The organism is Acidovorax sp. 22279 (genome assembly GCF_052045435.1).
Lineage (GTDB): Bacteria > Pseudomonadota > Gammaproteobacteria > Burkholderiales > Burkholderiaceae_C > Acidovorax > Acidovorax delafieldii.
Map to the genome: position 1 here is coordinate 110,925 of NZ_JBQEOV010000015.1, position 13,091 is coordinate 124,015.

General features: G+C 66.5%; 11 protein-coding genes. 1 reads left to right on the forward strand and 10 read right to left on the reverse strand.

The features are described from left to right. Window position 1: 1 nt before the first annotated feature. The 9 genes from rbbA to ACTJKQ_RS19135 all read right to left on the reverse strand — a co-directional run bounded on the left by rbbA (window position 2) and on the right by ACTJKQ_RS19135 (window position 10,190). Entirely contained in the window at window positions 2-2,806 is a 2,805-nt protein-coding gene (rbbA, locus tag ACTJKQ_RS19095; protein ID WP_440597746.1) for a ribosome-associated ATPase/putative transporter RbbA, read from the reverse strand. Continuing rightward, entirely contained in the window at window positions 2,770-3,840 is a 1,071-nt protein-coding gene (locus ACTJKQ_RS19100) for an HlyD family secretion protein (RefSeq protein ID WP_440597747.1), read from the reverse strand. The genes rbbA and ACTJKQ_RS19100 overlap by 37 nt, the downstream gene beginning before the upstream one ends. 219 nt (window positions 3,841-4,059) lie before the next feature. Then, on the reverse strand, window positions 4,060-4,713 hold the full coding sequence (locus tag ACTJKQ_RS19105) for a DUF1569 domain-containing protein (RefSeq protein ID WP_440597748.1): 654 nt from the start codon (window positions 4,711-4,713) through the stop codon (window positions 4,060-4,062). Window positions 4,714-4,845: 132 nt separating this feature from the next. After that, window positions 4,846-6,072 carry a GGDEF domain-containing protein gene (locus tag ACTJKQ_RS19110; protein WP_440597749.1) on the reverse strand — a complete coding sequence of 409 codons (1,227 nt, stop codon included), beginning with the start codon at window positions 6,070-6,072 and terminating at the stop codon, window positions 4,846-4,848. A 222-nt stretch (window positions 6,073-6,294) separates the two neighbouring features. Further along, the gene (locus tag ACTJKQ_RS19115) at window positions 6,295-7,587 is read right to left on the reverse strand and encodes a hypothetical protein (RefSeq protein ID WP_440597750.1); all 1,293 of its coding nucleotides are present in this window, start codon (window positions 7,585-7,587) and stop codon (window positions 6,295-6,297) included. Between the two features lie 169 nt (window positions 7,588-7,756). Continuing rightward, window positions 7,757-8,518: a hypothetical protein gene (locus tag ACTJKQ_RS19120; protein ID WP_056746672.1), complete on the reverse strand. Its 762-nt coding sequence runs from the start codon at window positions 8,516-8,518 to the stop codon at window positions 7,757-7,759. A gap of 5 nt (window positions 8,519-8,523) precedes the next feature. Further along, window positions 8,524-9,099: a hypothetical protein gene (locus ACTJKQ_RS19125; RefSeq protein WP_440597751.1), complete on the reverse strand. Its 576-nt coding sequence runs from the start codon at window positions 9,097-9,099 to the stop codon at window positions 8,524-8,526. Further along, window positions 9,096-9,392 carry a DnaJ domain-containing protein gene (locus ACTJKQ_RS19130; RefSeq protein ID WP_015014301.1) on the reverse strand — a complete coding sequence of 99 codons (297 nt, stop codon included), beginning with the start codon at window positions 9,390-9,392 and terminating at the stop codon, window positions 9,096-9,098. Before ACTJKQ_RS19130 ends, ACTJKQ_RS19125 begins: the two co-directional genes overlap by 4 nt. Window positions 9,393-9,476: 84 nt before the next feature. Next, complete coding sequence (locus ACTJKQ_RS19135; RefSeq protein WP_056062254.1) at window positions 9,477-10,190, reverse strand: YebC/PmpR family DNA-binding transcriptional regulator; 714 nt, start codon at window positions 10,188-10,190, stop codon at window positions 9,477-9,479. Between the two features lie 277 nt (window positions 10,191-10,467). Between ACTJKQ_RS19135 and ACTJKQ_RS19140 the strand changes: the two genes are divergently transcribed. After that, window positions 10,468-11,697: a nucleoside recognition domain-containing protein gene (locus tag ACTJKQ_RS19140; protein ID WP_440597752.1), complete on the forward strand. Its 1,230-nt coding sequence runs from the start codon at window positions 10,468-10,470 to the stop codon at window positions 11,695-11,697. 63 nt (window positions 11,698-11,760) lie between these two features. Here the strand turns inward: ACTJKQ_RS19140 and ACTJKQ_RS19145 are convergent, their stop codons facing one another. Continuing rightward, window positions 11,761-13,089, reverse strand: coding sequence for a protein kinase domain-containing protein (locus ACTJKQ_RS19145; protein ID WP_056746086.1), 1,329 nt, complete (start codon window positions 13,087-13,089; stop codon window positions 11,761-11,763). Between the last annotated feature and the right edge of the window lie 2 nt (window positions 13,090-13,091).

A 13,091-nucleotide genomic window follows, 5' to 3' on the forward strand; every position in this document is an offset into this window, starting at 1 on the left:
GTCAGGTCTCCTGCTTGCGTAACAGCAAGATCGCAGTACCGACGATGACCGGCACCGCCACCAGCATGGGCCAGAACTCGGCCTGCAAATCCTGCAGGCCCAGCGCCTTGTTGAACACGCCCCGGCTGATGGTGAACATGTGGCTGGCCGGGTAGGCCTCTCCGAACCGGCGCGCAAAGCCCGTCATGGACGACACGGGGTTGATGAGCCCGGCGAACTGCACGGCCGGAATAATCGTGCCCACCATGGCAAAGAACATCGCCGCAATCTGGCTGCGCGTGACGGTGGAGGCCAGGAGGCCCATGCCCGTGGAGCACAGGCTGAACACCACGGCGGCCAATGTCAACGTGGCAAAACTTCCCGTCATCGGCACGCCAAACACCGTCACCGCCGCCAGGCACATCAGGCCAAAATTAAACAGCGCCAGCAGCACATAGGGCAGCTGTTTGCCCAGCATGAATTCGGTGCGCGTGGTGGGCGTGACATACAGGTTGATGATGGAGCCCAGCTCTTTCTCGCGCACCACCGCCAGGGCCGTGAGCATGGCGGGCAGCATCAGCAACAGCAGCGGGATCACGGCAGGCACCATGGACGGCAGGCTGCGCACGTCGGGGTTGTAGCGGTAGCGCGGCTCCACCTCCAGCAGGCCCCGGGGCACCACGCCCGTGCGGCTGCGGCTTTGCTCCACCAGCCATTGCTGGTGCAGGCCCTGGGCGTAGCCGATGACGGTTTCGGCACGCTGCGGCATGGCGCCATCCACCCAGGCGCCGATCTGCACCGGCTGGCCGCGTGCCACGTCGCGGGCAAAGCCGGGCGGGATCTCCAGCGCCAGCGATATCTCGGCGGACCGCATGCGCGCGTCCAGCTCGGCATAGGTGGTGATCGGTGGCTGCTCGGTGAAGTAGCGCGAGCCCGCCAGGTTCAGGGTGTAGGCGCGGCTCAGCGCGGTCTGGTCGCGGTCCAGCACGGCAAAGCGCAGGTTTTCCACGTCCATGCTGATGCCGTAGCCCATCACAAACATCAGGATCAGCGAGCCCAGCAGTGCCATGGCGCCACGCACCGGGTCGCGGCGCAGCTCCAGCGCCTCGCGCCACTGGGTGCTGTGGATGCGGGCCAGGCTTTGGCGCAGGCGGGTGGGCCAGGTGGGAGTGTTGGGCGCGGACACCGGCAATAGCGCAGTGGGGCCCGAAGCCGCCTCGGACACAGGAGCCTGGGCCGTGCCCGCAGCATCCTCCAGATAGCCGATGAAGGCTTCTTCCAGCGTGGCGGCGCCGCGCTTGGCCACGATGTCCTGCGGCGCAGCGCTCTCCAGCACGCGCCCTGCGTGCATCAGCGAGATGCGGTCGCAGCGCTCGGCCTCGTTCATGAAGTGGGTGGAGATGAAAATGGTGACCTTGTCGCGCCGTGCCAGCTCCACCATCAGGCGCCAGAAGTTGTCGCGCGCCATCGGGTCCACGCCCGAGGTGGGCTCGTCCAGGATCAGCAGCTCGGGCTGGTGCACCATGGCCACGGCCAGCGACAGGCGCTGGCGCATGCCCAGGGGCAGCTTCATGGGCAGTGCGCTGCGGGCGGCCTGCAGGTCAAAGCGCTCCAGCATGGCCTTCACGCGCGCGGGCACCTCGGTCTCGGGCACGTGGAACAGCCGGGCATGCAGCACCAGGTTCTGCTCCACCGACAGCTCGCTGTACAGCGAAAACGCCTGCGACATGTAGCCCACCCGCCGCCGCGTGGCCATGTCCTTGGGGTCCACCGGCTGGCCGAACAGCCAGGCCTGCCCGTCGCTGGCGGGCAGCAGGCCGGTAAGCATCTTCATGGTGGTGGACTTGCCGCAGCCATTGCTGCCCAGAAAGCCAAAGATCTCGCCCCGCTGGATGCGAAAGCTCACGTGGTCCACCGCCACAAAGTCGCCAAACCGCATGGTGAGGTCGCGCGCCTCGATGGCCACATTGGCGGCGTCATCCGCCTGCGACCGGTCCAGCGGCGGAATCTGCACCGCCTGGTGGCCCCGGCGCTTGGCCTCGGGCAGCAGGGCCACAAAGGCCTGCTCCAGCGCATCATGCCCGGTGCGAGCCATCAGCTCGGCAGGCGTACCCGTGGCCAGGATGCGCCCTTCGTCCATGGCCACCAGCCATTCAAAACGCTGGGCCTCTTCCATGTAGGCCGTGGCCACGATGACGCTCATGCCGGGCCGCGCGGCGCGGATGCGGCCGATCAAATCCCAGAACTGCGCGCGCGCCAACGGGTCCACGCCGGTGGTGGGTTCGTCCAGGATCAGCAGGTCGGGGTCGTGGATGAGCGCGCAGCACAGGGCCAGCTTTTGCTTCATGCCGCCCGAGAGCTTGCCCGCAGGCCGCGCCAGGAACGGGTGCAGGCCGGTGCTGCGCGTGAGCTCATCGATGCGCCGGCGACGCTCGGCCGCGTCGTGCCCGAACAGGCGGCCAAAGAACTGAAGGTTCTCTTCCACCGAGAGCGTGGGATACAGGTTCTTGCCCAGGCCCTGGGGCATGTAGGCGATACGGGGGCACACCCGGCTGCGGTGGCGGCTTTGGGCCATGTCGCCGCCCAGCACCTCCACCGTGCCCTGCTGCACCGCGCGCGCGCCCGCCACCAGGGCCAGCAGGCTGGACTTGCCCACGCCATCCGGCCCGATCAGGCCCACCATGCGGCCCGCGGCCACTTCCAAATCGATGTCTGCGAGCGCCACCGTGCGCCCGTAGCGCTGGCCCACGCCACGCAGACGGGCCACGGGTGCCAAGCTGCCGGGGAGGCTCACTGGCCGGCCTTGATGGCGAGGTTGGCGGGCCATTCCACCACAGGGTCCACCCGCAGCCAGGCCACGCCGGGCAGTCCGGTCTTGACCTGTTCCTGGTGGCGCAGCAGCAGCGCCTTGTCGATCTGCGCGCGCACGCGGAACATGAGCTTCTGGCGCTCGCTGGCGGTCTCCACCGTCTTGGGCGTGAACTGCGCGGTGCTGGCCACAAACGCCACGGTGGCCGGGATCACAAAGCCCGGTGCGGCATCGAGCACGATGCGCACCTCGCTGCCCAGTGCTACCCGGCCCGCCACGGTCTCGGGCAAAAAGAAGGTCATGTACACATCGCTCAGGTCCACCAGCTGCAGCACGCGCGCACCTGCGCCCACCACCTCGCCGGGCTGCACCACACGGAACTGCACCCGGCCGTCGCGCGGGGCCTTGAGTTCGCTGTCGGCCAGCTCCACATCAATGCGCGCCAGCGTGGCCTGAAGCGCACGCACATTGGCCTCGGCACTGGTCACCTGCGTGCGCGACGCGCCAATGCCCGCCTGTGCGGCCTTGGCCTGGGCCTTGGCAGCCGTCACAGCGGCCTGCTGGCTGCGCACCTTGGCGCGATCATCGTCGAGCAACTGGCTGGAGAAAAAGCCTTCGCGCGCTAGCTGCTCGGAGCGCGGCAGGCGGCGGCGGGCAGTGTCGAGGTCGCTTTCGCGCTGGGCAACCACGGCCAGAGCAGCCTGGTAGTCGCTCTCGCGCTGGGCCACCTGCACCTGGGCGCTGCTGATGGCCAGCTGCGCCTGCTGCAGCCGGGCCACGGCTTCTTCGCGCTGGGCTTGCAGGCCGTCGATCTGCATACGGGCCACGGGCTGCCCCGCCTTCACGAAATCGCCCTCGGCCACCAGGATGTCCTGCACCCGGCCCGCGAGCTTGGTGGCCACGGCGATCTCGGTGGCCTCGATGCGGCCGTTGCCGCTCACAAAGCCCGGGCCCGGCCCCTTGGACTGCCAGGGCGCCCACCGCACGATCAATACGGTGCCCAGCAGCAACAGCGCTGCGACGGCCGCATAAATTTTCCACTTGCTGCCCATGGCTCTGATCCTCTTTGGTGCGGAGGCAGAGCGCATTGGCAGTCACATCAGCGAAGGCGCCTCACCTCAAAAAGTATCGTAAGCGCAGGGCCTTCCTGGGCTGCAAGCGGTTAGCCGTCTCCCTTGACTTGCATCAATTTCGCTGCAATTGCGTCGGCGGCGCTGCGGAGCTGGTCCAGCAGCTTCAGACGAGCGCAGCTTTAGTCTTCAGCGCCTGAACTACCCGCGACCCTCAAAGGCCGACAGATGGTTGGCCAGGTGCATGGCGTGCGCCTGCTCATACTGCGCCCGGGTCAAGGCGCCATAGGCAAAGTGGGGCTGCAGTGCACCGGTGTGGAGGGCAAAGTCCTGTACCGCCTGGCGCAGGCGTGCCATGGCGGCCGATGCGTCCGTGGTCTGCGCATCGAGCGCCGGGGCGCCCGGAATGGGCTCGGCCAGGTTGTGGCTCATGCGGCCCCGCAGAGTAAACACCTTGAAAGCGGCGGCCCCCAGGGTGTTCTGGAACAGCGCCGACTTGGGCGACGGAAAGCCCTGCAGCGAATATTCAATGCTCTGCGCGCAATGCACCAGCGTCTGCGCCCAGGTCCAGGCCGTGGCAGGTTCCAGCGCGTGGACAGAGGCGGCATTGAGTCGCTCGGCCTCGCCCATGGCATCGTGCAGGGTGGCGAAGACCAGTCGTCGGTCGTTGCCCGGTTGGTGCAGAAAATAGCCCGCTGCGCCAGCGGCTGCGAGCGCCGCCCCGGCCCCGGTGGCCAGAAACGCTCTGCGGCCGGGCACTGCGGACGACGCAGAGGGCGCGGGCTGGGTACCAGCGGATTGGGGGGCTGCAGCGTGGGCGTCGCTGGGCGCGCCAGGAGGGGTGGGGACTGCCATGGGGTTGTCTGCTCGCATCACCGGAGGCGGGGTGAAAAAGGCGATTGTGACGGGCAACACCGCCTTTGTGACCCATGCCGCCACCGCCAGGGTCGGGCAGCCGACACAGCCCGCCACGACGAAAGGCAGTTCCTAGGCCGCCAGAGTGGTCCGCACGGCTGGCTGGTTGGTGGCGGTAGCGGGGGCCAAGGGCGCTGCGGGGACCCCTGCCATCTCCACCCGGTTGCGCCCCCGTTCCTTGGCCAGGTACATGGCCTCGTCCGCACGCTGCAGGGCCGTGCCTGCAGACTCGCTGCCCGCGCACACGGTGACGCCGACACTCACCGTGAGCGCGATGCTGCGCTGTTCCGTCACCACCGGGTGGGCCTCCACCAGGGCGCGCAGCCGCTCGGCCACCGCAACGGCGCCACCTGCCCCTGCGTTGGGCAAGAAGATGGCGAACTCTTCACCCCCCAGTCGACCCATCACGTCTTCCTTGCGCAGGCAGCGCTGGGCCAGCATCACAAAATGACGCAGCACATCGTCACCCGCGCGGTGGCCCCAGCTGTCGTTGACCTTCTTGAAATGGTCCAGGTCCATCACCAGCACGGGCAACGTCGTCTGCGTGCGCTGGGCGTTGCTGATGGCTTTGTCCAGCAGGGTCAGAAACGCGCGGCGGTTGAACACATTGGTCAGCGGGTCCACCTCGGCCAGATGGCGCAGTTCGTTGGTGATGAACTCATTGGTGAGCATGAGCGCGCCAAACGCCACCAGCACCAGCGCCAGGGTGGACTCCAGCACCACAAACTGCGACAGCGCAGCCACCATGCCCCCCTCGGGCTGGGCTCCATCGGCGGGCGCGGCCAGCTTGAACAACAAAGGCCGCACCAGCAGGAACGCTCCATGCACGCCCACCGTGGCCGCAAACAGGTACCGTGCGGGCACCTTGTGAAAGCCGCCACGGGCCAGCGTGTGCGCGGCCGCAATGTACAACACCCCTGGCACCAGACCCGTCAGCGCAATGCGCACCTGCATGTTTGGCTTCACCAGGGTAAAAAACAAGGCCGTCGCCAGCAGAAGCGCCAAGGCCAGAGCGGCAACACCATGCCCCAAGGGCGCCCGTCCCATGTATTCGCGTGCTCCCAGCAGGCACAGATACGCAGCCAACGCTACGGAAGACTGCGCCAGCACCACAGACAACGGCAGCGGCACATGGTCGCGCAGCAGCAGGTTGATGCAGAAGACGGTGGCGCAAAACAACGCCTGCGCCCAGAAGCGGAGGCCGGGAATGCGTCTGTTGAAGAGCCACACCGCAGACAAAACGCCAGTGACCAGCGCTGAAAGAATGGCCGCGACGATAAGGAGGGTGGGGCTGTGCACAGAGGGAACAGACAGACGATGGCAATGAGGCTCACAACGCGACGCCATCGCTCAACGCCCAGCTGCGATGGCTTGCAGGCTATGCGATGACTGTCAACGTTAACAATGGTAACCGAGAGCCTTGACTGCCCCGCGACTCTTTGCGGGCAGCCATGCAACGCTTGAGCAAGTGCATGAAGTCCCTCCGGCCGCACGTCTTCGCGCGACCCTGGGGATCACCTGTCAACCCACCACGTGGCATTCGCGCCGCAGCAGCGCCAATGCGTCGTGCATCTGGTAATCGCGGTCGCTGGTCAGCGTGGCCTGCGCGTCTTGCACGAAACCGGACCACAGGGCCAGGTAGTCCTGCTGGAAGGCGGCTGCTGCATGGCTGCGGATGAAATCGGCAGCCAGCTCAGGCTGCAGGCCCGACTTGCGGATCTTGCGCACCAGGCTGGCGGCGGTTTTCTCGGTCAGCAGTGTCTTCTTGGGCGCGCCAGCGGCCAGGCACAGGAACAGCGTGAGCAGAGAGTGCTCGTCCTCGTTGCCTGCGGTCGCCTTCGTCCAGGTCTTGCTGGCGGGCTGCGGAGGTTCGTCGTCTTCCTCCAGAGCGTCCAGGCTGCGATGAAAGCTGTCCACTTCGGCCAGCGGGTCGTCCAGCAGGAAGTACCGCGCCCGAAAGGCGCCCATGGGGCGCAACAAGGTACGCAGGGGCGCAGCGGACTGCAGCAGTTTGGGCAAGTCCGCCAGCACCGCAGCGCATTGGGCTTGCAGCACGTCGCGCAGCTCTGCGGGCACGCCAGCGGGCAAGCGCAGCGCCGTCGGCAGGGGTGCCTTCTTTTTACGCAGTGCGGTCACCAGCTTTTCAAACGCCGGGGCGCTGGGCCACTCACCCGCTGCCATGGCCTTGGGGTTCAGCGCCTGCATCAGCAGCCCGGTACGGATCACCGCCTCGGCATCGGCACCAGCGGTTTCCAGTTCATCGGTGTCCAGGTCGTACTGCGCGGCGAGCCATTCGGCGGCGGCAATCGCCTGGGCAATCTGGCTGCGGCGGGCCAGCTCCGCGCGGTAGTCGGCATGGCTGCGCAGCGACCAAGCAGCCAGCAGTGGGGTTTCGGCATCCGCATAGCCGCCCATGCCGAAGTTGCTGCTCTCGGGCATGGCGATCAGGCGCTTGAGCATGTCCGAGCCGCCTTTGGAGCGCGACAAAAAGGAGTTGTCGCGCAGCGACACCGCCGCCTTGGCCAGATCCCCACCAGTGGTCTCCAGCAGGTACAGGCTGATCAGGTTGACCATGCGGTCCCGCGCCTTCTCGATCTCTGGGCGCAGAAACTCGCTGCCAAAGTAACGCGCGATCTGCACCATGCCCTTGGGCGCATCGGCATTGATGGCCGCCAGCCGGTCCGCGTCAATCAGGCCGTGCTGCACGCCGTAGACCAGCGCCTTTTCAAAGAAAGGGCGCGCGTCGTGCAGTTGCAGGGCATTGGCAGTAGCGACTGGTGCAGAAATTGAGGAAGGCGTGGGAGGCACGGTCATGTCTGAATCTATCGCGCTTCGCGCTGCTCATGGGCTATGAAACTGGCGCGGCCCATACCAGGACCGCCGCGCAAGGGCCGCCCCGCCGCGCTGGCGGTGTCCCCCTTCCCGAATGGCACAGCCATTCGAGGGAAGGGGGAAGGCGCGAAGCGCCTCAGGGGGTTGTTCACTAAATTGCAGACTCTTCGTCGGAAGCACGTGCGGCAGGCGTGGCCTTGCCGCGGTCGGTTTCGCTGGTCTCGAACTTGCCATCGTCTTCTTCGGACGTCTCTTCGCCCTCTTCCAGTCCCTGGTCAAACGCGCGGGCCTTGGCACGCAGCACCAGCAGCATCTCGATGAACAGGTCGCGGCACTCATAGCGCAGCAGCCAGGCCATCTGCATCCAGTCGCGGTCGGCCACTTCATCGAGGTCGATGCGCGGCTGCACATAGCCCGAGGCCAGCAGCTCGTCGTCGCTCAGTGTGACGCCGTAGTCTTCGGTGGCGTCAAAGGTGCCGGTGCGGGCAAAGGCCTCGATGCGGCTCCACTTTTCGGCAAAGTAGTTGGCCAGGGCCTCGGCGCCACCCTCCAGGTCGCCAATCGCGGTGAGAAACTCCACCGGGTCGGCATCGTCACGGAACACCACCGCGTTGACCATGTTGCGCAGGTGGGTGTGGGTGAGGTCTTTGTACTGCTTTTCCAGCACCATCGCGCGCGCAAACTGCTCGGGCGTTACCAGCATGTTGACCACCGAAGCCTTGGAGTCGTCGTACTCGCGCATCACGGCCAGGATGTCCTTGGGCGCCAGCTGGTCCAGCACCACCATCAGCGCGCCGTCGCCATCGCTGTCGGCCAGTTCGGCCAGCGCCGACTCGGCGCCCACGATGTCACCGGCCGCAATGAGGCTGGTGGTCTTGGTGATCAGGGCCAGGTGTTGGTTGCTGCTGCTCATGGTCGTCATTCCTTGCGCTCAAAGCCCACATCGGCCAGCCAGTTGGCGCTGGACTCTTCGCGCGTACGGCTGTTTTGCGGGTCCACCGCGTCGTCGGCACTCAGGGCGCTGTAGTCATCGTCGTGTTCGGCGGCATCTTCACCATCGTCCTCGGCATCGCTGTCGGAATGCGACGCTGCGGCCGGAGCCAGGCGCGCGTGCTGTTGCAGGTATTCCAGGCCGGCGGCTACCGTCAGAAAGCGAGCGCCCTGGGGCTCGCGCAACACGGTCTGGGCCAGACTCATTGCCCAGGGCTCCAACGCTACGGCATGGGTCAGGCTGTGCCAGTCGGGCAGCTCGTTCACCGGCAAGCCCAACAGATGCTCCAGTGCAGCCGGTTTGGTAAAGCGAAAGCCCCGGTGAAAGACCACGGCCACCATTTCGGGGGCCAGTTCCATCATCTGCACCAAAAACGCCATCTCGTTGCGCTTTTCGGCCAGGCGCTTGCGCAGAACGTCGTTGCCCTCGGAGTCGGACACCAGGTCGTCCAGCTCGGCCTGGTAGGCCGAGCGCAGGTCATAAAAATAGGGAGAAAGTTTCACAGGGCGGAAGGATGAGAAAGAATGCGTGCGCTGTAGGCCTGCCAGATTTCCTGGGCGGTCTGCAGCGGGTCGTCTAGCAGATTGCGGCGGCGGTTGTCGTCATAGGCCTGGCGGGCGTCGTCGTCCGACAGCACCTCATAGGCCTTTTGCACCTCGGCAAAGCGCTGTGCGGCGTCGGGCGCCGTGTTGCGGTCGGGGTGGTAGAACGAGGCCTTCTGGCGAAAAGCCTTCTTGATGTCCGCCAGCGACGCGTTGGCCGCCAGCCCAAGGGCTGCGTAGTGGTCAGCAGTCATGAAACAGTCAGTCCGTCCGTCAAAGCCAGGGGCGCCATCCAGGGCACCCTCTTCAGCACCTGTGTCGGCGCCGGCGCGCGCGCATCAACCACCCAGGCTCACAAACACGTTTTGCACGTCGTCGTTCGAATCGATGGCGGCCAGGAAGTTCTCAACCTCCTCCAGCTGCTCAGCCGTGAGGTTGGCGGGGTTCACCGGGTTCTTGGGCTTGTACCCCAGCTTGGCGGACAGCACCGTGAAGCCGTGGGCGGGCAGCGCGCGGCTGACCAGGTCGAGGTCGGTGGGGTCGGTCCAGAAGGTGGTGGTGCCCTCTTCGTCGCCCGCCTCAAAGTCCTGAGCACCGGCCTCGATGGCGGCCAGCTCGGGGTCAGCGTCGGGGGTGGCGGGCTCGGCTTCGATCATGCCGACATGGTTGAAGTCCCAGGCCACCGAGCCCGAGGTGCCCAGCTGGCCCTTGCGGAACAGCACGCGCATCTCGGGGGCCGTGCGGTTCACGTTGTCAGTCAGGCATTCAACCATCACGGCCACCTGGTGGGGGGCAAAACCTTCGTAGATCACGCGTTCGTAGTTCACCGCGTCCGCGCCGGTGCCCGAGCCCTTCTTGATGGCACGCTCCAGCGTGTCCTTGGGCATGGAGGCCTTGCGAGCCTGCTCCACCACCAGGCGCAGGCGGGCATTGCTGGCCGGGTCGGCACCGCCGCGTGCAGCCACGGTGATTTCCTTGACCAGCTTGCCAAACAGCTTGCCCTTGGCGTCGGCCACCTGTGCCTTGCCTTTTGCTTTCCACTGCGCGCCCATGATGGATCTCTTTTCCTTGATGTGAATGCGGCGCGCTGGGGCGCCGTGTGTGGGAGTTGCTGCAGCCATGCAGGAGCCGCCGGGAGGAAAAACGCCTCCCGAACAGCCCCCAGAGGATGGGCGTGCAACTTCAGACCGAACCCTATAGGGTACCACTGACCACCGTGGACACTTTCGTTGCCCTTCCGCCACGCTCTCCACCAGTTGCACGCAGCGATGCAGTTAACCTCGGCGACATGCGCAAAGCTCCTTCCTTTGACCCCTGCCCGGTGCACTGATGCTCAACACCCTTTGGCTGGGCTTTTTCCTCACGGCGGCCATCGCGGCCCTGGCCCAATGGTTGGTGGGGGGCAACGCCCAGATTTTTGCGGCCATGGTCGAAGCGCTGTTTGCCATGGCCAAACTGTCGGTCGAGGTGATGGTGCTGTTGTTTGGCACCCTCACGCTCTGGCTGGGCTTTTTGCGGATTGCCGAGAGGGCGGGCCTGGTCGATGCCCTGGCCCGGTGGCTGGCCCCGCTGTTCCTGCGCCTGATGCCGGGTGTGCCCCGGGGCCACCCTGCCCTGGGCCTGATGACGCTGAACTTTGCCGCCAACGCCCTCGGGCTGGACAACGCGGCCACGCCCATGGGCCTGAAGGCCATGAAGGCCCTGCAGGAGTTGAACCCCGAGCCCGACACCGCCACCAACGCGCAGATCCTGTTCCTGGTGCTCAACGCCTCGTCGCTCACGCTGCTGCCGGTGACCATCTTCATGTACCGCATGCAGCAGGGTGCGCCCGACCCGACGCTGGTCTTCCTGCCCATCCTGCTGGCCACGTCTGCCTCCACCCTGGTGGGGCTGCTGAGCGTGGCCGTGGTGCAGCGCCTGCCGCTGTGGAGCCCCGTGGTGCTGGCCTACCTGCTGCCCGTGGCGCTGGTGCTGGGCGGGTTCATGGCGCTGCTGACCACGCTGAGTGCCGCCGCACTGGCATCCCTGTCGTCGCTGCTGGGCAACCTCACGCTGTTTGCGCTGGTCGTGCTGTTTGTGGCGCTGGGCGCGTGGCGCAAGGTCCCGGTGTACGAGGCTTTCATCGAGGGGGCGCGTGAAGGCTTTGACGTGGCCAAGGGCCTGCTGCCCTATCTGGTGGCCATGCTGTGCGCCGTGGGCGTGTTCCGGGCCTCGGGCGCGCTGGGCTATGTGCTGGACGGCATCCGCTGGTGCGTGACCACGCTGGGCGCCGACGCCCGGTTTGTGGACGCCCTGCCCACCGCCCTGGTCAAGCCGTTCTCGGGCAGCGCGGCGCGCGCCATGCTCATCGAGACCATGCAGACCCAGGGCGTAGACAGCTTCGCCGCCCTGGCCGCCGCCACCATCCAGGGCAGCACCGAAACCACGTTCTACGTGCTGGCCGTGTACTTTGGGGCCGTGGGCATTCAGCGCGCCCGGCACGCCGTGGGCTGCGCGCTGCTGGCCGAGTTGGCGGGCGTGGTGGCCGCCATCGCGGTGTGTTACCGGTTTTTTGGGTAGCTTTTGCTGGTAGCGCTAGTGCAACATGCCCTGGCAGCTATCAATTAAGTAGCAATCAGAGTATCAACCGCCAGCGGGCCCTGGCGCAGCCACCAGTTCCCACTCAGCCAGCTGCTCGTTGGTGGCAATCAGTCGCCCGACCAGCAGCTTGATGAAGGCCTTGTCAAAGCGCGACTGCAAATCCTCCGACGCCTCGCGCAGCGCAGGGTTGCGCACCTTGAGCACCAGCACCTCGGTCTCGGCCACGGCGGTGGCGGTGCGGATGCGGTTGTCGGGGCGCAGGTAGGTCATCTCGCCCAAGGTCACGCCGGGGCCCAGCGTGCTGAGGTTCCAGCCCTGGCGGCTGACGGCCACCTGGCCTTCGATGAGGATGCAGAACGAGTCGCCGGGCGTGTTCTCGCGCATCAGCACGGTGCCCTGCTCCAGCCGGCGCCAGCTGCCCAGGCGCATCAGCTCCCACAGCGCCACGTCGTGAAAGTCGGCAAAAAACGGCAGCGCACGCAGGCGTGCAAAGCGCTCAGCCTCGGTGTCTTGCGACTTCTGGCGGGGCAGGCCCCGGTGCGCGGCCAGCAGCGCCTGGGCAAAGTCGGCCCAGGTGGCAAAGCGGTCGGCGGGCTGCTTGGCCAGCGCACGCAGCAGCACCTCGTCCACATGCGCTGGCAGGGACGCGCGCAATAGGCTGGGCCGGGTGGGCGTCTCGTTGCTGATCTTGTAGAGCGTCGCGAAGTCGGTGTCGCCATCAAACGGGCGGCGGCCGGTGAGCAGCTCGTACACCACCACGGCCAGCGAAAACATGTCGCTGTGGTGGGTGAGGTCCTGCTCGCGCACCTGTTCGGGCGACATGTACGACGGCGACCCCACCAGCCCGGACAGCTGCGTGGCATCGCTGCGCAACGACAGGGCGGCGCCAAAGTCGGTCAGCTTCACATCGCCGCCGCGCGCCAGCATCAGGTTGGCGGGCTTGATGTCGCGGTGCACCAGGCCCTCGCGGTAGGCGTATTCGAGCGCGTTGCAGCACTTGAAGGCAATGTCCAGCACCTGGGGCACGGGCAGCAAGGTGTCGGGCGTTGCAAAGTCGGACAGCGGCTGGCCATCCACGTATTCGAGCACCAGATAGGGCGGCAGCGCTTCTTCGTCCGCGTCCAGCAGGCGCACGATGTTGGGGTGGCGCAGGCGGCCCGACAGCGCGGCCTCGTTGCGCAGCAGCTTGCGGTAGCGCTCGGCCTGCTCGGGCACCTTCAGCAAGTGCGCGTGGGTCTGCTTGATGGCCACCTTGCGGCCTCGGAAGCCGTCGAGCCCCAGGTACACGATGCCACTGGCGCCCCGCCCCAGTTCACGCTCGATGCGGTACTTGCCGATGTTAGCGGGCGGTGCAGAGGTGGCAGTGGCCATGG

Excerpts from the sequence above, each read along its gene's own strand:
- ACTJKQ_RS19140 (WP_440597752.1), top strand. The coding sequence starts at position 10,468 with ATGCTCAACACCCTTTGGCTGGGCTTTTTCCTCACGGCGGCCATCGCG.
- ACTJKQ_RS19135 (WP_056062254.1), bottom strand. The coding sequence starts at position 10,190 with ATGGGCGCGCAGTGGAAAGCAAAAGGCAAGGCACAGGTGGCCGACGCC.
- rbbA (WP_440597746.1), bottom strand. The coding sequence starts at position 2,806 with ATGGCCCGCCAACCTCGCCATCAAGGCCGGCCAGTGAGCCTCCCCGGC.
- ACTJKQ_RS19145 (WP_056746086.1), bottom strand. The coding sequence starts at position 13,089 with ATGGCCACTGCCACCTCTGCACCGCCCGCTAACATCGGCAAGTACCGC.
- ACTJKQ_RS19100 (WP_440597747.1), bottom strand. The coding sequence starts at position 3,840 with ATGGGCAGCAAGTGGAAAATTTATGCGGCCGTCGCAGCGCTGTTGCTG.
- ACTJKQ_RS19115 (WP_440597750.1), bottom strand. The coding sequence starts at position 7,587 with ATGACCGTGCCTCCCACGCCTTCCTCAATTTCTGCACCAGTCGCTACT.
- ACTJKQ_RS19105 (WP_440597748.1), bottom strand. The coding sequence starts at position 4,713 with ATGGCAGTCCCCACCCCTCCTGGCGCGCCCAGCGACGCCCACGCTGCA.
- ACTJKQ_RS19130 (WP_015014301.1), bottom strand. The coding sequence starts at position 9,392 with ATGACTGCTGACCACTACGCAGCCCTTGGGCTGGCGGCCAACGCGTCG.
- ACTJKQ_RS19120 (WP_056746672.1), bottom strand. The coding sequence starts at position 8,518 with ATGAGCAGCAGCAACCAACACCTGGCCCTGATCACCAAGACCACCAGC.